The sequence below is a fragment of the Microbacterium testaceum genome, from assembly GCF_029761935.1.
In the GTDB taxonomy this organism is placed as follows: Bacteria; Actinomycetota; Actinomycetes; order Actinomycetales; family Microbacteriaceae; genus Microbacterium; species Microbacterium testaceum_A.
This window is the reverse complement of the sequence record NZ_CP121699.1, coordinates 395,108-414,573: the sequence shown is the minus strand read 5'-3', so window position 1 is coordinate 414,573 and position 19,466 is coordinate 395,108. Positions and strand designations below refer to the sequence as shown.

Genomic DNA, 19,466 nt, shown 5'->3' with positions numbered 1-19,466 from the left:
TCAGTGGCCGTGCGCCTCGGGGGTGGGCGTCCCGTGCTTCTGGGTGTACGCCGCCGCCTTGTGCGCGTGACGGTTCGACACGTTGCGGTACGACAGCGTCACGAGGCTCAGGGCCACGAAGGTGAGGAACGCGACGGCGCCGTACCAGAAGGTCTGGGCCTGCACGTTGCCACCGTGGTGGGCGCCTTCTTCTGCGGCGTGGGCCAGAAGTGCGACGAAAGTCATCAGTGCTCCGATCAGAGGTCTGCGCGAGGCGCGCGTCTCATTTTAGGCGGTCAGGCGCGTACCTGGCCGTCGCCGCGCCCGAGCCACTTGGTGCTCGTCAGCTCGGCGAGGCCCATGGGTCCGCGGGCGTGAAGTTTCTGGGTGGAGATGCCGACCTCGGCCCCGAAGCCGAACTCGCCTCCGTCGGTGAAGCGCGTCGAGGCGTTCACCAGGACCACGGCGGAGTCGACCTCGGCGAGGAAACGATCGGCGACCGCGGGATCGTCGGTGATGATCGACTCGGTGTGGTGGGTCGAGTAGCGGCGGATGTGCGCGAGGGCGTCATCGAGGTCGTCCACCACGCGGACGGCCAGGTCGAGGGTGCCGTACTCGAGCGACCAGTCCTCGTCGGTGGCCGGCACGACCCGCGCATCGTGCGCCCGCGTGTCGGCGTCGCCGTGCACCGTGACGCCGGCGTCGACGAGGGATGCCAGGAGCTCGGGCAGCAACCGGTCGGCGGCCTCGCGGTGCACGAGCAAGGTCTCGACGGCGTTGCAGACGCTCGGCCGCTGCGTCTTCGCGTTGAGGACGATGTCGCGGGCCCAGTCGTCACGGGCCGTGGCGTCGAGGTAGACGTGGACCACCCCGGCGCCGGTCTCGATCACCGGCACGGTCGACTCGGTGACGACGGTCTCGATGAGACCGGCGCTCCCCCGCGGCACGAGCACGTCGACGAGCCCGCGCGCGTTCATCAGGGCCTTCGCTCCGTCTCGACCGAAGTCGTCGACGCTCTGGATGGCCTCGGGGCTCACCCCGTGGTTCGAGAGCGCGTCGCGCATGACCCGGACGAGCGTGGCATTGCTGCTCTGCGCCGCCGACCCTCCGCGCAGGACCACGGCGTTGCCGGAACGCAGAGCGAGCGAGGCGATGTCGACGGTCACGTTGGGTCGGGCCTCGTAGATCGACCCGACCACACCGAAGGGCACCGCGACCTTCTCGAGCTGCAAGCCGTTGGGCAGGGTCCGGCGGTCGAGCACACGGCCGACCGGATCGGGAAGCTCCGCGACATCGCGGACCGCCGCGGCGAGGGCGGCCACGCGCGTGTCGTCGAGACGCAGCCGGTCGAGGAGCGCCTCGCCGATGGCATCGTGGCGCCCTCTGTCGAGATCCTCGGCGTTGGCCGCGACGATCTCTGACGACGAGGTCTCGAGCGCGTCGGCGACGGCGTGCAGGAGGGCCGTCTTACGCGCGGAATCGAGCAGACCGATCTCTCGCGCCGCGTCCTTGGCCAGACGCAGGCGCTCGTCGACGGAGGCGGCGATCACGGTCATGCGCTCAGTGTACCGGCGCGGGTCACGGCGCCCACGGAGCCGGTCGCCAGGGTCACGGGGTCGGGGTTGGGGGCGAACCATGTGCCCACATCCTCGCCCGAGAGAGCGGATGCCACCAGGTCGGCGCTCGTGACGAGCACGCCCACCCCCGCGGTCGAGGCGAGCTTGGCCGCGGACGCCTTGGTCGCCGCTCCCCCGGTGCCGACGCCGTTGACCACTCCCGCGCCGAACTCGAACTCCGACAGGTCATCGCCCCACGCGACGTCGGTGATCGGTCGGGCGCCGGGCTCGCTGGGCGGCAACGTGAAGAGCGTCTCGATGTCGCTGAGGAGCACGAGGACGTCGGCACCGATCAACTGGGCGACGAGGGCGGCCAGTCGGTCGTTGTCGCCGAAGCGGATCTCGTGGGTGGCGACGGTGTCGTTCTCGTTCACGATCGGCAGGATGCCGAGACCCAGCAGGCGTTCCATCGCGCGGCGCGCGTTGGATCGGTGCGTGGCGTTCTCGAGGTCGCCCGCCGTCAGCAGCACCTGACCCGCGAGCAGACCGAAGCGGTCGAGCGAGGTCTGGTAGCGCCACATGAGGACGTTCTGACCGACCGCCGCCGCAGCCTGCTGCGTCGCGAGGTCGTTCGGACGACCCTCGAGATCGAGCAGGGGCAACGCGGTGGCGATGGCACCCGACGACACGAGCACGACCTCGGTGCCCGCGCCGTGCGCGCGCGACAAGGCCTCGACGATCGTGTCGATGCGGTGAGCACCGTCTCCGCTGATCGACGACGAACCGACCTTCACCACGACGCGGGCCGCGCCGGGGATGTCGGCGCGCGTCGTCGCTGTCACCGCTCCTCGTCCTCGAACTCGAGCCGGGAGGAGTCGCCGTCGGGGGTGATGCCCGCGGCACGCGCCGCGCGGCGCTCGGCCTCGAGCTCGGCGCGGGCGTCGGCCTTGGCATCCATCCGCTCGTGGTACTGCTCTCGACGCTCCGACGAGGTGCGGCGCGGGTTCTGCACGAGACGCGGGTCGGTGCCGCGCGGTGCGGTCATCAGTTCGGCGGCCGAGGTGAGTGTGGGCTCCCAGTCGAAGACGATGCCGTCACCGGGGCCGATGACAACGGTCGCACCCGCGACCGCCCCGGCGCGGAACAGTCCATCCTCAACGCCGAGACGGGCGAGACGATCGGCGAGGTAGCCGACGGCCTCTTCGTTCTGAAAGTCGGTCTGCTGCACCCACTTGACGGGCTTGTCGCCGAGGATCCGGTAGACCGGCCCGTACGTGCCGCCCTCGACCTTGATGGTGAAGTCCTTCTCGGCACCGCGGGGGCGGATGACGACGCGCTCGGGCGGCGTCTGATCGATCGTGGCGAGACGGTGCTCCTCGACGATCTCACCGAGCGCAAAGGTGAGTTCGCGCAGGCCCGCGCGGCTGACGGTCGAGATCTCGAACACGCGGAAACCGCGGGCCTCGAGATCCGGACGCACGAAGTCGGCGAGCTCGTGCGCCTCGGGGACGTCGACCTTGTTCAGGGCGATGATCTGCGGGCGGTCGAGCAGCGGAACCTGGCCCTCGGGGACCGGGTAAGCCGCCAGCTCGGCGAGGATGATGTCGAGGTCGCTCAGCGGGTCGCGGCCGGGATCGAGAGTGGCGCAGTCGAGGACGTGCACGAGAGCCGTGCACCGCTCGACGTGGCGCAGGAACTCCAGGCCCAGGCCCTTGCCCTCGCTGGCGCCCTCGATGAGTCCGGGCACGTCGGCGATCGTGAAGCGCGCGTCGCCCGCCTGCACGACACCGAGGTTCGGGTGCAGCGTCGTGAACGGATAGTCGGCGATCTTGGGGCGCGCGGCCGAGACCGCGGCGATCAGACTCGACTTGCCGGCGGAGGGGAAACCGACCAGCGCCACGTCGGCGACGGTCTTGAGCTCGAGGACGACGTCGCCCTCGTAGCCCGGGGTTCCGAGCAGGGCGAAACCGGGTGCCTTGCGCTTCGGAGACGACAGTGCCGCGTTGCCCAGCCCGCCCAGGCCGCCCGGGGCGGCGACGAAGCGCATCCCGGGGGTGAGCATGTCGACGAGCACGTTGCCGTCCACGTCCTTGACGACCGTGCCGAGCGGCACCGGAAGCTCCTGGTCCTCACCGAGCGCACCGGAACGGTGGTCGCCCATGCCGAACCCGCCGTTGCCCGCCGAGCGGTGCGGCGAGTGATGGTACGACAGCAGGGTCGTGGTCTGCGGGTCGGCGACGAGCACGACGTCGCCGCCGCTGCCTCCGTTGCCGCCGTCGGGACCGGCCAGCGGCTTGAACTTCTCACGGCGCACCGAGACGCAGCCGTTGCCGCCCTTTCCTGCACGCAGGTGCAGGGTCACGCGGTCGACGAAGGTGACCATGGCGGGTCCTTCCGGGTGTGGCCGGCGATGCCGACTCGAAAAAAGAAGAGGGGGTGGGCAGCCGCCCACCCCCTCGTGCGCCGAAGCGCGGGAATTACTCCGCTGCTGCGGTGACGATGTTGACGACCTTGCGGCCGCCCTTCGCGCCGAACTGGACCGCACCGGGTGCCAGGGCGAACAGCGTGTCGTCGCCACCACGGCCGACGTTGGCGCCGGGGTGGAAGTGCGTGCCGCGCTGGCGGACGATGATCTCGCCGGCGAGGACGACCTGGCCGCCGAAGCGCTTCACGCCGAGGCGCTGTGCGTTGGAATCACGACCGTTACGGGTGGAGCTTGCGCCCTTTTTGTGTGCCATCTCTGCGTCTCCTGGCTCTTACTTGATGCCGGTGATCTTGACGCGCGTGAGGTCCTGACGGTGGCCCTGGCGCTTCTTGTAGCCGGTCTTGTTCTTGAACTTCTGGATCACGATCTTCGGACCGCGCTCCTCGCCGAGCACCTCGGCCGTGACCGAGACCTTCGCGAGCTTGTCGGCGTCGGTCGTGACCGCGTCGCCGTCGACGAACAGGACGGCGGGCAGCTGGATGCTCTCGCCGATCTTCGCCTTCTGGCGGTCGAGCACGACGACCGTGCCGACCTGGACCTTCTCCTGGCGGCCGCCGGCGCGCACAACTGCGTAAACCACTTCACACCTGTTTTCGTTCGGGAGCGCGGAGCTCCGGTTGTCTGATGACGTCGGGAGGGTCTGACGACCCAAGTCTCGGTGCGATCCGGCGAGCAGAGCCCGCGGGGTCACGCTCCTGTCAGGAGTGGACGCGACGCACCAAGGGTCAAGTTTAGCTCACCCGGAGGCATCCGGCAAAAGCATTCGACCCGCGTGTCGACCGTAGGATCGCGGAATGGCAATCCTGATCGATGATCCCCAGTGGCCCGCGCACGGACGTTTGTGGGCTCACCTGGTCAGCGACAGCGATCTCGACGAACTGCACGCATTCGCCGCAGCGGCCGGAATCCCGCGCCGCGCGTTCGACCTCGACCATTATGACGTGCCCGACGAGCGCCACGCCGACCTCGTCCGCGCGGGGGCGGAGCACGTCGGCGGCAAGGAGCTCGTGCGGCGCCTGCGTGCCTCGGGACTGCGGATCACCGCACGCGAGCGGCGCCCTCACCCCTGAGCGTCCGGCTCCACGGGCTGCATCCCTGACGACGGGAGCGAGTCCGCGGCATCCGTCCCCCGTCCGCACACACGTGTGAGGGGCCGATCTCCGTCGCCGGGAGCGATGCTCGGCGACGGAAAACGACCCCTCACGCGGGATGAGCAGGGCTCAGGCCTCCGACGAAGGCTGAGCGTTCACCGGGGTGCCGGTGAGAGCCGCAGTGGTGACGCGACGACGCGAGCGTCCCTGACCGGGGGCCTTGGGCTCGGGCAGAGCCTCGAGGACCGACTCGAGCAGGGCGTCCTTCTCGGTGCGGGGCGCCTTGGGCTCGCGCTTCTTGCGGGGGCGCTTCTCGCGAGCCGGGGCGGGCGCCTCGGACGCCGACTCGGTCTTCGCCTCGAGGACGGCCTCGACGGATGCCACGACCGCCGCCTCGACGAGGGCCGGGTCGTCGATGGTGGGCTTGACGGTCGACGCCGCGATCTGCGCGAGAGCGGACTTGACGCCCTCGGTGATGACGTGGGTGCCGCCGGCCTGCGCCGCCGCTCCCCCGTTGCCGTTCGCCCCGCCGTTGCCCTGCGCGGCGTTACCGCCGTTGCCGCCACCGGTTGACGCGTTGCCGTTCGAGCCGCCGTTGCCACCGCGTCCGCGACGGTTCGACGATCCGCCGTTCGCGTTGCCGCCTCCGTTGCTCGACGAACCCGCGGGGCGGTGCTTGACGACGGGGTCGTGGTGCACGATGACGCCGCGACCTGCGCACACCTCGCACGCCTCGCTGAAGGTTTCGAGCAGACCGAGACCGAGCTTCTTGCGGGTCATCTGCACGAGACCCAGCGAGGTCACCTCGGCGACCTGGTGCTTCGTGCGGTCGCGGCTCAGGCACTCGATGAGGCGGCGCAGCACGAGGTCGCGGTTGGACTCGAGCACCATGTCGATGAAGTCGACGACGATGATGCCACCGATGTCGCGCAGGCGCAGCTGGCGCACGATCTCTTCGGCCGCTTCGAGGTTGTTCTTGGTGACGGTCTCTTCGAGGTTTCCGCCCGAGCCGACGAACTTGCCGGTGTTGACGTCGACGACCGTCATGGCCTCGGTGCGGTCGATCACGAGCGAGCCGCCCGAGGGCAGCCAGACCTTGCGGTCGAGCGCCTTCTCGATCTGCTCGGTCACGCGGAACGCGTCGAACGGGTCCTGCTCGCCCTCGTACTTCTCGACCCGCTCGAGCAGGTCGGGGGCGACGCCCTGCAGGTACGACGAGATCGTCTGCAGCGCCTCGTCGCCCTGGATGAGCATGCGGGTGAAGTCCTCGTTGAAGACGTCGCGCACGATCTTGACCAGAAGGTCGGGCTCGGAGTGCAGCAGGGCGGGCGCCTGGATCGTCTTGACCTGGCTCGAGACGTGCTCCCACTGCGAGGTGAGGCGCTGCACGTCGAGGGTCAGCTGCTCTTCGGTGGCGCCCTCGGCGGCGGTGCGCACGATCACGCCCGACGACTCGGGGAGCACCTCCTTGAGGATCTTCTTCAGACGCGCGCGCTCGGTGTCGGGGAGCTTGCGCGAGATGCCGTTCATCGTTCCGTTGGGCACGTAGACCAGGTAGCGGCCCGGGAGCGAGATCTGGCTCGTCAGACGCGCGCCCTTGTGGCCCACGGGGTCCTTCGTGACCTGCACGAGAACGCGGTCGCCCGACTTGAGGGCGAGCTCGATGCGACGCGGCTGGTTGTTGGTCTCGACGCCGTCCCAGTCGACCTCGCCGGAGTACAGCACGGCGTTGCGGCCGCGACCGATGTCGACGAACGCGGCCTCCATGCTGGGCAGCACGTTCTGCACGCGGCCGAGGTAGACATTGCCGATGAGCGAGGCGTCCTGGTTGCGGGCGACGTAGTGCTCCACGAGCACGTTGTCTTCGAGCACGGCGATCTGGATGCGACCGGCCTTGGAACGCACCACCATGACGCGGTCGACGGCCTCGCGGCGGGCGAGGAACTCGGCCTCGGTGACGACGGGGCGACGGCGCCCGGCCTCGCGACCGTCGCGGCGACGCTGCTTCTTCGCCTCGAGACGCGTGGAACCCTTGATGCGCTGCGGCTCGGTGATGACCTCGACCGCGCGCTGACGCACGGGGGGCGCGGCGGGAGCCTCGGGGGCATCGTCGCGGTTGTCGTTCGGTCCCCCGCGGCGGCGGTTGCGACGGCGGGCGTTCGCCGAGGCACGCTCGCTGGGGCCCTCGTCGTCGCGGTCATCGAAGTCATCGCGGATCACGACGGGCGGAAGCGCGGGCGCGTAGAAGTGAAGGGCCGTCGAGACGGCGGACACGAAGTTCTCGGGGAGCAGGCCGAGCGACACGGCGGTCGGACGGGCGGGCTTCTCGGGCTCGGCGGGGGTCTCGGGCTGAGCCGGAGTCTCGGTCTCGGCGGGGGTCTCGGCCGGGGCGAGAGCGACCTTGGGCTGCTCCGTCGCCGTTGCGGTCGACGCCGACTCATCCGCAACAGAAGCGGATGCCGGCACCTCGGCCTCCGCGATCGGCTCGGCCTTGTCCGCGGCCGGGGCGGACTGCTCCGACGCGTCCACCTCGGACGGGTCGTCCGTGGCGGCGGGGATGTCCTCCACGTCGAGCACCGCGGGCGCCTCGGTGTCGTCGGCGGCCGCGTCTTCGGCATCCTGGACCGCCGCCTCTTCTTCATCGACCGCGGGGGTGACGTCGGAGGTGGCGGTGTCCGGAGAGATCGGCGTCTCGTCGGTGGGGTTCTGTTCGTCTGTCACATCGGCCATGTCGGGGTACTCCCTGGCGGACGACACCGCGCGTCGTCCGACGAAATCTCATGCAGCGCCGCACCCGGCGGGGCCGCGAACTCACTCGGTCTGCAGCCGGCCTGCGGCTCGTGCTGCGAAGGGCGGTCATCGCCCGAAGTCTTCTGGGTGATGTTCCTGCGGCGCGGCCGCGGTCACATCAGCCTTCATTATCGCACGAACCGCGGAGAACGCCCACGACCGCGCGGTCGTGGGCACTTATCCACAGAGGCTTCCCGCACGAAGCGGCGGCTCGGTACGGTCGAAGTTCCGGCGAAGGAGGTCACCATGACCTTGTCCAGCCGTTCGCGATGCGCAGCGGGACGCGGCGGACGCCGCCGTCCGACGGATGTCGGAGAGCCTTGGCGCCGAACCATGGACGAGGCCAGGACGATTTCCGAGGGGGCCGGACGATGACCGCAGCGAATCAACGCATCGAGATCGACGGTGGCGGCCTGAAAATGCAGGCCGCGCTGGCTCGTGATGCATCCCGAGCCTCCAACTCGACGGGGCACGACGTGCGAGCGGATCTATCCGAGGACGCTTTCGGTCTTCTGAACAGAGGCTTAGTCGTGCCCCTTGCGAACATCGTCGCCGCTCGAGCGCGGGAACTGCCGACGTCGGCGCAGGATCCGGCGGATCGAGTTGCGGACGGAGTGGACGACGCCTCGATGGTCTCCTCCACAGTGCAGCAGGACGCGGTGGGTTCGGGGGTGAACGCGTGAGGCGCCGCACGCGCGTGATCGCGCTCGCATCGATGATGTTCGCCGTCGGGGGCGCGGCCGGATGCAGTCAACTCCCGTTTCACGACGAGTCGTACGAAGCACGGATTCCCGAGGCGCTGGAGCAAGCTGAGCTGGGAATCTCTGCAGCGTGGGCTGATGTCGGTCTGTCGGACTTCGTGGAGGCGCTGCACGTGGGAGGAACCCTCGACGCCGCCGAGGATGCGAACGAAGCCGTCTCCCCCCGGCTCGTCAGCGAAGTCATCGACGTCGTGCTCAGCAACACGCCACCCCCTTCCACCTACCTGGAGCTGTCGTTCCGTGACTCGGAGGACACGCTCATCGACCTGGGCTCGACGCTCCAACAATTTGATGTGCCGGTGAGAAGCGATGGCTCCATCTCGATGGAGGACACCGAGAGCATTGCGAAGGACGCACAACGGTGAACGCATAGACCGGCCTCTCGGCGCAGGTCGTAGACCACATCGTTCACCGCACTCACGAGCGAGCGCTCCCGGACCGTTGCTGCGCTCGGACGCGACATCGCCTGCCGACCCCGCGACGGCGCGAGTCCATCGTCAGACGAACCAAGGTGGAGCGACCGCCTTCAAAGCGACCCCATAGGGCGTCGGTGAGAGAATCGCGGCATGAGTGAAACCGTCACCCCCCGCCGTCCGGTCGTGGTCGCGATCTGGCTGATCTTCGCGGGCGTCGTGGGCTGGTGGGCGGCGTTCTCGCTCACCATGGAGCGCTTCCACCAGCTCGAGAACCCGGGCAGTGCGGCATCCTGTGACTTCAGCGTGCTGGTCCAGTGCTCGACGAATCTGCAGTCGTCCCAGGGCAGCGTGTTCGGCTTCCCGAACCCGATCATCGGGCTCGCCGCGTGGATCGCGCCCATCGTCGTCGGAACGGCGCTGCTGGCCGGCGCGCGGTTCGCGCGGTGGTTCTGGGCGCTGTTCTGGGTCGGTTTCGCCTTCGCCCTGACCTTCGTGATCTGGCTCATCACGCAGAGCCTCTTCGTCCTGGCGACGCTGTGCCCCTGGTGCATGGTGACGTGGTCGGTCGTGATCCCGTCGTTCTTCGTCGTGACGCTGCACGTGCTGCGCGAGGGCGTGATTCCTCGAGAGCGGGTCCGCGAGATCGCCGACCGGCTCATGGCATGGGTGCCGCTCATGACGATCGTGGCGTTCGCGGTGGTCGCAGTGATCGCGCAGGTGCGGCTGAACGTTCTCGCCCAGCTCTGACCGGGTGGGCGTGGCCCCTCGTGTCCTCGCGTCGAGGGATGGATGCCGTGAACCCACTGATGACCGCCGCGTACGACCTCGTCTGGTCGGCGGTCGCGCTCGTGGCGTTCGGTCTTGCCGCGTGGGCCATCGTGAGCCTCTCCCGGCGTGCCAGACACCTCCCGTCGACCGGTGTGCTGACGTGGGCGCTGGTGATCGTGATGGTCCCCGTACTCGGACCGGTGTCATGGATGGCGGCGGGACGCCGGGCACGGGTCTCGCGCTCCTGACGGACCTGCCCCGCGGGGGCCCGTTGCTCTGACAGGCTCGGCGACCTCGCGAAGCTCAGCCACCTCGCCCTCGAACGACGAAGGCCGCCACCCCACGCGGGGCGGCGGCCTTCATGGCATCCGGGATCAGGCGAACCAGATTGCGAGCTCGCGCTCGGCGGACTCGACGCTGTCGGATCCGTGGACGAGGTTCTGCTGCACCTTGAGGCCCCAGTCGCGGCCGAAGTCGCCGCGGATCGTGCCGGGGGCGGCGGTGGTGGGATCGGTCGTGCCCGCGAGCGAGCGGAAGCCCTCGATGACGCGGTTGCCGGCGAGGCGGATCGCGACGGAGGGGCCCGACATCATGAACTCGAGCAGCGGCTCGTAGAACGGCTTTCCCTCGTGCTCGGCGTAGTGCTGGGCGAGGGTCTCGCGGTCGGGCTCGACGAGGCGGATGTCGACGAGGGCGTAGCCCTTCGCCTCGATACGGGCCAGGATGGCGCCGGTCAGGCCGCGGGCGACGCCGTCGGGCTTGACCAGGACGAGGGTCTCTTCGGTAGCCATGGGTCATTCTCCGTTCGAGAGGTCGGGGGAAGCGGCGCGTCGTGCGTTCTGACGATCGAGCGCCGCTCCCTTGATCGTCGCATACGCCCACATGCCACCGAAAATGACGGCGACCACGGCGAGGGCCGGAACGAGCAGACCGCCGAGCAGCAGGATCACCTGCAGAGCCCACCCGGCGAACAACGCCCACCGGTGCCGGAGCGATCCCGACACCGCCACCATCGCGATCGCCATGACGACGCCGCCGACGATCCCCCACCACGGCTCGATGCCCGCGGGGACCACCTTGAGGCCGTAGACGACGAGACCGCCGAGGAAGACGATGATCGACTCGAAGCCGAGGACGACGGCACCGAGCGACTCCTGCGCACCGCGCTGACGACGAACGCGGGGAGCACGGGGTTCGCGCGGGCTCACCCCTGCCACCCCGACTTCCAGTCCTCGAGCTCCGACAGGCGCAGGGCCTCACCGGCGAGGACGACGGATCCGGCGATGACCACCGCACGGCGGTCGGACTCCGCGGCCCATGCGCGCGCCGCGTCGGCGGCGTCTTCGAGGGTCGGGTGCACCGTCACGGGAAGGTCGGCGGCCTCGGCCACGTCGGCGATCACGTCGGGGTCGGTCGCGCGGTCACTGTCGGGCGCCGTCGCGAACACCCGGACCACGGCGGGCACGAGCGCCGACATGATGCCGACGGCGTCCTTCCCGTCGAGGATGCCGACCACCGCGCCCCACTCGTCGATGTCGAACGACTCGTCGAGGGCGGCGACCAGGGCCCGCGCGCCGTGCGGGTTGTGCGCCGCATCGACGAACACCGTCGGCGCCGTGCCGACGAGCTGCAGGCGGCCGGGAGAAGTCGCGTTGCCGAGGCCGTCGGCCACGACGTCGGCGGCGAGGGGTTGGGTGCCGCCGCCGATGAGTGACTCGACCGCCGCCACGGCCAGGGCCGCGTTGGAACCCTGGTGCGCGCCGTACATCGGCAGGTAGACCTCGCGGTACGTGCCCGCGACTCCGCGGATGTCGAGCTGCTGTCCGCCGACGGCGAGGGTCTGACCCTCGAGGGCGAAGCCGTCGGGGGCCACCGCGACCGTCGCTCCCTCTTTCTCGGCGCGAGCGCGGATCGCGCGCAGGGCCTCGTCGGGCTGGGCGGCCGAGACGACGGCGGCACCCGGCTTGATGATGCCGGCCTTCACCGTCGCGATCTCGGCGATCGTCGACCCCAGGCGGTCGGTGTGATCGATGTCGATCGGCGCGAAGACCGCGACGTCGCCGTCGGCGGTGTTGGTGGAGTCCCACTCCCCGCCCATGCCGACCTCGAGCACGAGCACGTCGATCGGCGCGTCGGCGGCGACGACGAACGCGAGCACCGTGAGCAGCTCGAAGAACGTCAGCGGGGCGTCCCCGGCGGCCTCGAGCTCGCCGTCGACCATGCCGACGAATGGCTGGATCTCGTCCCACGCGTCGGCGATCGCGGCGTCGGCCACGGGTTCTCCGTCGATGAGGATCCGCTCGGTGAAGCGCTCGAGGTGCGGGCTGGTGAACAGGCCCGTCCGCAGCCCCATCGCGCGCAGCAGGCTCTCGATCATGCGGCTGGTCGAGGTCTTGCCGTTCGTGCCGGTCACGTGGATGACGCGGTACGTGCGCTGCGGGTCGGCGAGCAGCTCGAGCACGCGGCGCGTGCGCTCGACGCGCGGCTGCACCCACTGCTCGCCCTGTCGTTCGAGCAGCGCCGAGTAGACGGCATCCGCCCTGGTGCGATCGCTCATGCGGGGGCTCCGATCCGGGCGACGGCCACCGTGACGGCGCCGACGTTCGCGTAGGTCTTGGCGGTGAGGACGTTCTCGAACTCGGGCTCGCCCACGTTCCCGCGCTCGATGAGCCGTTCGGTACGGCTGGCCAGCACGACGCCTTCGGCGAGGGTCTCGGATGCCACGCCCGCGACATCGAACGCCTGGGCGACGGCGGCCGCGTCCCCGGCGTCGTCGAATGCGAGGGTGAGGGCGATCCGGTCGCTCACGTCGAAGCCGGCGGCCTTGCGGGTGTCCTGGATGCCGCGGATCATGTCGCGCGCCAGGCCCTCGGCCTCGAGCTCGGGGGTGGTGACGGTGTCGAGGAGGAGGAAGCCGTCGGCGGCGTTCAGGAGGGCCACCGCTTCTCCCTCCGCGAGGCGCGAGGCATCGGTCTCGAGGGTGCCCTCGGTGGGGCCGAGGACGACTTCACCGTCCGGCGTCTGGACGACGATGCCGCGGTCGGTCTCCGCCCAGTTCCCGACCTTCGCGGCCTGGATGACCTGCTGCACGCGCTTGCCCAAACGCGGTCCCGCGGCGCGAGCGTTGACCACGAGGCGCTGCGCGAGACCGAACTCATCGAACGACTGCAGGTTCAGCTCCACCAGCTTGACGTCCTTGACGTTGAGTTCCTCGCGCACGAGGTCCTCGAACTGCGCCAGGCCCGCGGCATCCGGAGTCACCACCGTCAGACGCGGCAGCGGCAGGCGCACACGCTTTCCCTCGCGCTTGCGCAGCGCGTTGGCGACGCTCGAGACCTCGCGCACGGTGTCCATCGCGGTGCGGATGTCAACGGCTGCGGGGAACGCCGACGCGTCCGGCCAGTCGGTCAGGTGGACGCTCCGGCCGCCCGTGAGGCCCTGCCACACGCGCTCGGTGACCAGCGGCAGCAACGGGGCGGCGACGCGGGTCAGCGTCTCGAGCACGGTGTAGAGCGTGTCGAAGGCCTCACGGCTACGCGGGTCGTCGGTCACGCCCACCCAGAAGCGGTCGCGCGACCGGCGGATGTACCAGTTGGTCAGCACCTCGGCGAAGTCGCGCAGACGCTCGGCGGCCGTCGTGGAGTCGAGCCCCTCGAGGTCGGCCGCGACGTTCGTGACGAGGTCGCCGGTGAGCGCCAGGATGTAGCGGTCGAGAACGTCGGTGGAGTCGGTGCGCCACTCGGCTTCGTACCCGCCCGCGCCCGAGGCATTCGCGTAGGTCGCGAAGAAGTACCACGCGTTCCACAGCGGCAGCAGGAACTCGCGCACGCCCGAACGGATGCCCTCCTCGGTCACGACGAGGTTGCCCCCGCGCAGCACCGAGCTCGACATGAGGAACCACCGCATGGCATCCGAGCCGTCGCGATCGAACACCTCACGCACGTCGGGGTAGTTGCGCAGCGACTTCGACATCTTCTGTCCGTCGTTGCCGAGCACGATGCCATGGCACGAAACCCCGGTGAAGGCCGGGCGGTCGAAGAGCGCGGTCGAGAGCACGTGCATCACATAGAACCAGCCGCGGGTCTGCCCGATGTACTCGACGATGAAGTCGGCGGGGGCGTGCTCGTCGAACCACTCGTGGTTCTCGAACGGGTAGTGCACCTGCGCGAACGGCATCGATCCCGAGTCGAACCACACGTCGAGCACGTCTTCGATGCGACGCATCGTCGACGTGCCGGTCGGGTCGTCGGGGTTCGGACGCGTGAGGTCGTCGATGTAGGGACGGTGCAGGTCGACCTCGCCGTCGGCGTTCACCGGCAGGCGGCCGAAGTCGGCCTCCATGTCGGCGAGGGAGCCGTACACGTCGACGCGCGGGTAGTCGGGGTTGTCGCTCTTCCACACCGGGATCGGCGAACCCCAGTAGCGGTTGCGGCTGATCGACCAGTCGCGCGCGCCCTCGAGCCACTTGCCGAACTGGCCCTCCTTGACGTTCTCGGGCACCCAGGTGATCTGCTGGTTGTTCGCCAGCAGGTCGTCCTTGATGTCGGTCACGCGCACGAACCAGCTCGACACGGCCTTGTAGATGAGGGGGTTCCGGCAGCGCCAGCAGTGCGGGTACGAGTGCTCGTACGAGGCTTCGCGCAGCAGTCGGCCGTCCTGCTTGAGCAGGCGGATGAGGGGGCGGTTGGCCTCCATCCACAGCTCGCCGGCGACGTCGGTGACCGCGGAGAGGAAGCGGCCGCTATCGTCGAGCGAGATGATCGTCGGCAGGCCCGCGGCATCCGCCAGGCGCTTGTCGTCCTCACCGTAGGCGGGAGCCTGGTGCACGATGCCCGTGCCGTCGCTGACGGTGACGTAGTCGTCGACGAGGACCTTCCACGCGTCCTGCGTGCCCCAGACAGAAGCGTCGGCGTAGTAGTCGAAGAGGCGGTCGTACGACACGCCCTCGAGCTCGGAGCCCAGGATCGTGGACTGGACGGCCTCGCGGGCGGCATCCGCGCTCTCGTATCCGAGGTCTTTGGCGTAGCCGGGCAGCAGGTCTTCGGCCAGCAGGTAGCGGTGGGCGACGGCCTCGAAGGCCTCGTCGGGCGTGCCGTCGGGAGCGCGGTGCACGTCGGCGGCACCGTTCGGTCCGCCCTCGATCACGGCATAGCGGATGCCGGGACCCACGGCCAGCGCGAGGTTCGTCGGCAGCGTCCACGGCGTCGTCGTCCACGCCAGTGCGCGGACGCCCGTGAGACCCAGCGCCTCGGCCTTGGCCCCGACCAGCGGGAAGGTCACGGTGACCGAGGGGTCCTGACGCATCTTGTAGACGTCGTCGTCCATGCGCAGTTCGTGCGTGGACAGGGGCGTCTCGTCGCGCCAGCAGTACGGCAGCACGCGGTAGCCCTCGTAGGCGAGGCCCTTGTCGTGGAGCGTCTTGAACGCCCACAGCACGCTCTCCATGTAGGTCGTGTCGAGCGTCTTGTAGCCGCGCTCGAAGTCGACCCAGCGGGCCTGACGCGTGACGTAGTCTTGCCAGTCGCGCGTGTACTCGAGCACCGACTCGCGGGCCTTGGCGTTGAAGGTCGCGACCCCCATCGCCTCGATCTCGTCCTTCTCGGTGATCCCGAGCTGCTTCATCGCCTCGAGCTCGGCGGGAAGGCCGTGCGTGTCCCACCCGAAGACGCGGTCGACCTTCTTGCCGCGCATCGTCTGGAAGCGCGGGAAGACGTCCTTCGCATACCCGGTGAGCAGGTGGCCGTAGTGCGGCAGGCCGTTGGCGAACGGGGGGCCGTCGTAGAAGACCCACTCCTCGGCGCCCTCGCGGTTCGCGATCGACGCGCGGAAGGTGTCGTCGTGCGCCCAGAAGGCGAGCGTGTCATTCTCGATCGACGGGAAGCGGGGGCTCGGAACGACGGATGCCGCGTCGGCGGCCGGGCCGAAGGATGAGGGGCGTGGGTAGGTCATGTCTCTCCGCAGGTTGGGATCCACCTGCGGGGACGATCCGTGCGGACCGCGGTACCACCCCGCGTTGCGCCGCCCCCGTTCGGGACCGGCGCCACTCTCACTGCGGCTGTGACGGGCCTGCCCCGCGCGGTTCTACTCCGGGCCTGAACCCGTTTCTTCCGCGTGCTCCCCGGTGATGGCCGGATCGGTGCGTGTACATCCAGTCTACGCGAGCCGCGCGGGGTGCGCTGCGGGGTGTGCGCGGCCGTCGAGCGTCCGAGAAACACGGACGCAGGGGCGGACTCGTCCGGGTGTCATGGACACTCGGCGCAGGCAGAGGCCGGACACGACCCCCGGCTCACGCGCCGGGCACGCCCAGACCGGCCGCGGCCAGCAGTTCCCGAGTGAACGGATGCCGCGGGGCGGCGAACACGCACGACACGGTGCCCGAGTCGACGACGCGCCCGTCCTTCATCACGATCACGTCATCGGCGATACCGGCGACCACGTCGAGGTCGTGCGTGACGAACACCATGGCGAGGTCGCGTTCGGCCTGCAGGGCGCGTAGGCGGTCGAGGATCCGAGCGCGCACCGACGCGTCGAGCGCCGACACCGGCTCGTCGAGTACGAGAAGGTCCGGCGTCACGGCGAGGGCGCGGGCGATCGCGACGCGCTGTCGCTGTCCGCCCGACAGCTGTGCGGGTCGGCGCCGGACGAACGCGGGCGAGAGGCCCACCTCTTCGAGCAGGGCGGCGACGTTAGTGCGACGCTCGGAGCGCGGGACTCCCCCGGCGGCTACGGCCTCGGTGAGCGTGCGACCCACGGTCCAGCGGGGGTCGAGGGCGCCCCACGGGTTCTGCTGCACGAGCTGTACGCGGGTGCGCGCGGCGCCGCGGGCGACCCCGGGCGACCAGGGGCGTCCCGCGAACGTCATGGTCCCGGAATCCGGATCCGCCACTCCGACGATCAGGCGCGCAAGGGTTGTCTTGCCCGACCCCGACTCCCCCACGACCGCGAGGGTCCGACCGCGGCGCACCTCGATCGACACGTCGTCGACCGCGGCCCGCTCGCCGAAACGTTTGATCAGTGCGTCGGCGGTGAAGATCGGGGCGTCCGTGCGCGGTGCCCGGCGGAGCGGCTCGTGCGACACCGCCGCGACGAGCGCGCGCGTGTGCGGGTCGCGCGGAGCGGCGAGCACCTCGGCGGTCGGCCCGGTCTCGACGACGCGTCCCTCGTGCATCACGACGACGCGATCCGCCACGCGGGCGACCGCCCCGAGGTCGTGGCTGATGAAGACCACGGCCACGCCGTCGTCGGCGATGCGACGCAGCAGGTCGAGCACGCGGGCCTGAACGGTGGCATCCAGCGCGGTGGTGGGCTCGTCGGCAACCAGTACGGCGGGGTTCGCGGCCAGCACCGAGGCGATCAGCGCGCGCTGCCGCAGACCGCCGGACAGCTCGTGGGGGTACTGCCGCGCTCGCGCGTCGGGCTCGGGGAGCGAGACGCGCTCGAGGCTCTCGCGCACGCGTGCGGCGAGCGCCGCTCCGCGCACCTCGGGCTCGTGGATGCGCACGGGCTCGGCCACCTCGGCGCCGATGCGTCGCAGCGGGTCGAGAGAGACGAGGGCGTCCTGTGAGACCAGGGCGATCCGGTGGCCGCGCAGCCCGCGCCACTGCCGCTCACCGAACGAGCGGGCGTCGACGCCGTCGATCTCGAGCTCGTCGGTGCGCGCCGTGAGGCCCGCGGGCACGAGCCCGAGCAGGGCACGGGCGCTCACCGACTTGCCGGTGCCCGACTCCCCCACGATCGCCACGCATTCGCCCGGGGCGACGTCGAGGTCCAGCCCGCGCACGATCGCACCGGCCGGGCCGTCGATGCGCAGACCGCGCAGCCGCAATCCGCTCATGCGTCGCGTTCCTCGGCTCGAGCCCGCAGGACGCGGCCGATCACGCTGACGCTCACGACGGTCGCGGTGATCGCGAGCCCGGGGAACACGGCGACCCACGGCGCCTGCAGCAGCAGGTTGCGTCCGGCCGAGAGCATGAGGCCCCATTCGGCGGTGGGCTCGGTCGGGCCGAGGCCGAGGAAGCTGAGCCCGGCCGCCGCGAGGATCGAGGTGCCGATGCCGATCGTGGCCAGCACGCTCACCGCACCCAGCACGCCCGGCAGCACGTGCCGCACGTGCACGACGGCGGCGGGAACCCCGATGGTCCGTGCGGCCTCGACGTGCTCCGCGGCGGCGAGGGTGCGCGTCTGCGCCCGCGCCAGGCGGATGTACACGGGTACCGCGGCGATGGTCACCGCGACCGCGACGTTGACCGGGCCGGGGCCGAGCACCGCGACGACCAGCAGGGCGACCAGGAACTCGGGAAACGCCAGCAGCACGTCGACGACGCGCATGGCCGCGGCATCCGCCCATCTGGGCGCGACGGCCGACAGCGAACCGGCGATCACCCCGACGACCAGCGCTAGGCCGGTGGCGAGCAGGCCGATGCCGACCGAACGGCCGGCCCCGTAGACCACGCGGGAGTACACGTCGCGGCCGCTCTGATCGGTGCCGAACCAATGCGCCGCGCTCGGCGGCTGCAGGGTCGCGCGCACGTCGGTCAGTAGCGGGTCGTGCGTGGCGAGCAGACCCGGGGCGACGGCGGCCAGGGCGATGACGGCGAGCACGGCACCGGCGATCCCGAGCGCCACGGCCTGGCCGCGGCGCTTCATGAGGGCACCGCCGTGCGTGCGGCCAGCGCCGGGGCCGCCGTCCGCAGCCGCGGGTCGATCAGGGGCACCACGAGGTCGACCACGGTGTTCACCACGACGAAGACAAGGGCGCTCAGCAGGATCACGCCGGTGATCACCGGCAGGTCGCGATCCGTGATCGCGGTCAGCGTCACGCGCCCGATGCCGGGCCGGGCGAACACGGTTTCGACGAGCACCGCACCGCCGAGCAACGACCCGACGAGATAGGCGGCGAGCGTCACTCCCCCGACGCTCGCGTGGCGCAGCGTGTGGTGCACGCTCTCACGCAGGGGTGTCGCGCCGCGGGCGCGCACGGTGGTGAGGAACGGCTCGCGCTCGGCCGCCTCGACCCCGTCGCGCAGCACCTGCGACAGCAGGGCCGCGACCGGCAGGGCCAGGGTCACCGCGGGCAGCACGATCGCCGCGGCATCCCGCGCCCCCGATACCGGGAACCACCCGAGCTGGAACGAGAAGACGCTCAGCAGCAGCAGCCCCGTCCAGAACACCGGCGACGACAGCACGACGAGTTCGATTCCGGATGCCACGGCCCGACCGGTCCGCCCGCGCACCATCAACGACGAAGCGAGGGCCAGCACGACGGCGATGACCAGCGCGAGAGCCGAGAGCTGCAGGGTCGGGGCGAGCTGGCGCCCGATGACCTCGACGACCGGCTGGCGCAGCTGATACGACTCGCCGAGGTCGCCGCGCACGAGTCGGCCGAGGAACGTCGCATACTGCTCGAGCACGGGCCGGTCGAGCCCCAGGTCGCTGCGGATGCCCGCCTTGACCGCCTCGCTCACCTGCGCCTGCGGTCCGAGCAGCACGTCGACCGGGTCGCCCGGGATGATCCGGAACGCCACGAACGCCAGCGTCGCCGCCCCCCACAGCACCAGGACGACGGATGCCACGATCCCGCCGAGGCGCCTCAGCAGGGCGCGCGAGCGAGAACGTGGCAT

Annotated in this window: 19 protein-coding genes; 5 read left to right on the top strand and 14 right to left on the bottom strand. The window is 70.4% G+C overall.

Annotated features, from left to right (window positions below; translation table 11 throughout):
* The 6 genes from QBE02_RS01980 to rplU form a co-directional block, all read right to left on the bottom strand.
* Positions 1-225 carry a hypothetical protein gene (locus tag QBE02_RS01980; protein ID WP_103209158.1) on the bottom strand — a complete coding sequence of 75 codons (225 nt, stop codon included), beginning with the start codon at positions 223-225 and terminating at the stop codon, positions 1-3.
* A 50-nt stretch (positions 226-275) separates the two neighbouring features.
* Positions 276-1,535, bottom strand: a complete 1,260-nt coding sequence (locus tag QBE02_RS01975; protein ID WP_279366924.1) for a glutamate-5-semialdehyde dehydrogenase — start codon at positions 1,533-1,535, stop codon at positions 276-278.
* Positions 1,532-2,377 (bottom strand): glutamate 5-kinase, encoded by an 846-nt coding sequence (proB, locus tag QBE02_RS01970; RefSeq protein WP_279366923.1) that lies wholly within the window; start codon positions 2,375-2,377, stop codon positions 1,532-1,534. Before proB ends, QBE02_RS01975 begins: the two co-directional genes overlap by 4 nt.
* The gene (obgE, locus tag QBE02_RS01965) at positions 2,374-3,918 is read right to left on the bottom strand and encodes a GTPase ObgE (RefSeq protein ID WP_279366922.1); all 1,545 of its coding nucleotides are present in this window, start codon (positions 3,916-3,918) and stop codon (positions 2,374-2,376) included. Before obgE ends, proB begins: the two co-directional genes overlap by 4 nt.
* Before the next feature lie 94 nt (positions 3,919-4,012).
* Positions 4,013-4,273: a 50S ribosomal protein L27 gene (gene rpmA / locus QBE02_RS01960; RefSeq protein WP_055836932.1), complete on the bottom strand. Its 261-nt coding sequence runs from the start codon at positions 4,271-4,273 to the stop codon at positions 4,013-4,015.
* A gap of 18 nt (positions 4,274-4,291) precedes the next feature.
* Positions 4,292-4,600, bottom strand: a complete 309-nt coding sequence (rplU, locus tag QBE02_RS01955) for a 50S ribosomal protein L21 (protein ID WP_055836929.1) — start codon at positions 4,598-4,600, stop codon at positions 4,292-4,294.
* Between the two features lie 214 nt (positions 4,601-4,814).
* Here rplU and QBE02_RS01950 point away from each other — a divergent pair, with 214 nt between their 5' ends.
* Positions 4,815-5,090 carry a DUF4031 domain-containing protein gene (locus QBE02_RS01950; RefSeq protein WP_279366921.1) on the top strand — a complete coding sequence of 92 codons (276 nt, stop codon included), beginning with the start codon at positions 4,815-4,817 and terminating at the stop codon, positions 5,088-5,090.
* A 150-nt stretch (positions 5,091-5,240) separates the two neighbouring features.
* Here the strand turns inward: QBE02_RS01950 and QBE02_RS01945 are convergent, their stop codons facing one another.
* Positions 5,241-7,841 (bottom strand): Rne/Rng family ribonuclease, encoded by a 2,601-nt coding sequence (locus tag QBE02_RS01945; RefSeq protein ID WP_279366920.1) that lies wholly within the window; start codon positions 7,839-7,841, stop codon positions 5,241-5,243.
* Between the two features lie 431 nt (positions 7,842-8,272).
* Here QBE02_RS01945 and QBE02_RS01940 point away from each other — a divergent pair, with 431 nt between their 5' ends.
* The 4 genes from QBE02_RS01940 to QBE02_RS01925 all read left to right on the top strand — a co-directional run bounded on the left by QBE02_RS01940 (position 8,273) and on the right by QBE02_RS01925 (position 10,094).
* Positions 8,273-8,584 (top strand): hypothetical protein, encoded by a 312-nt coding sequence (locus QBE02_RS01940; protein WP_279366919.1) that lies wholly within the window; start codon positions 8,273-8,275, stop codon positions 8,582-8,584.
* 14 nt (positions 8,585-8,598) lie between these two features.
* Positions 8,599-9,027, top strand: a complete 429-nt coding sequence (locus QBE02_RS01935) for a hypothetical protein (protein ID WP_279366918.1) — start codon at positions 8,599-8,601, stop codon at positions 9,025-9,027.
* A gap of 201 nt (positions 9,028-9,228) precedes the next feature.
* Complete coding sequence (locus tag QBE02_RS01930) at positions 9,229-9,825, top strand: vitamin K epoxide reductase family protein (RefSeq protein WP_279366917.1); 597 nt, start codon at positions 9,229-9,231, stop codon at positions 9,823-9,825.
* A gap of 38 nt (positions 9,826-9,863) precedes the next feature.
* The gene (locus tag QBE02_RS01925) at positions 9,864-10,094 is read left to right on the top strand and encodes a PLD nuclease N-terminal domain-containing protein (protein ID WP_279366916.1); all 231 of its coding nucleotides are present in this window, start codon (positions 9,864-9,866) and stop codon (positions 10,092-10,094) included.
* A gap of 126 nt (positions 10,095-10,220) precedes the next feature.
* On the opposite strand, the gene ndk is transcribed toward QBE02_RS01925, so the two are convergent.
* The 7 genes from ndk to QBE02_RS01890 all read right to left on the bottom strand — a co-directional run bounded on the left by ndk (position 10,221) and on the right by QBE02_RS01890 (position 19,466).
* Positions 10,221-10,637, bottom strand: coding sequence for a nucleoside-diphosphate kinase (gene ndk, locus QBE02_RS01920; RefSeq protein WP_013586434.1), 417 nt, complete (start codon positions 10,635-10,637; stop codon positions 10,221-10,223).
* A 3-nt stretch (positions 10,638-10,640) separates the two neighbouring features.
* Entirely contained in the window at positions 10,641-11,063 is a 423-nt protein-coding gene (locus tag QBE02_RS01915; RefSeq protein ID WP_431844577.1) for a DUF4233 domain-containing protein, read from the bottom strand.
* Positions 11,051-12,403 carry a bifunctional folylpolyglutamate synthase/dihydrofolate synthase gene (locus tag QBE02_RS01910; protein ID WP_279366914.1) on the bottom strand — a complete coding sequence of 451 codons (1,353 nt, stop codon included), beginning with the start codon at positions 12,401-12,403 and terminating at the stop codon, positions 11,051-11,053. The genes QBE02_RS01915 and QBE02_RS01910 overlap by 13 nt, the downstream gene beginning before the upstream one ends.
* A complete protein-coding gene (gene ileS, locus QBE02_RS01905) occupies positions 12,400-15,795 on the bottom strand; it encodes an isoleucine--tRNA ligase (protein WP_279366913.1) in 3,396 nt (1,131 codons plus the stop codon). Before ileS ends, QBE02_RS01910 begins: the two co-directional genes overlap by 4 nt.
* 337 nt (positions 15,796-16,132) lie before the next feature.
* A complete protein-coding gene (locus QBE02_RS01900) occupies positions 16,133-17,680 on the bottom strand; it encodes an ABC transporter ATP-binding protein (RefSeq protein ID WP_279366912.1) in 1,548 nt (515 codons plus the stop codon).
* Positions 17,677-18,492: an ABC transporter permease gene (locus QBE02_RS01895; protein ID WP_279366911.1), complete on the bottom strand. Its 816-nt coding sequence runs from the start codon at positions 18,490-18,492 to the stop codon at positions 17,677-17,679. The genes QBE02_RS01900 and QBE02_RS01895 overlap by 4 nt, the downstream gene beginning before the upstream one ends.
* Positions 18,489-19,466 carry an ABC transporter permease gene (locus tag QBE02_RS01890; protein WP_279366910.1) on the bottom strand — a complete coding sequence of 326 codons (978 nt, stop codon included), beginning with the start codon at positions 19,464-19,466 and terminating at the stop codon, positions 18,489-18,491. The genes QBE02_RS01895 and QBE02_RS01890 overlap by 4 nt, the downstream gene beginning before the upstream one ends.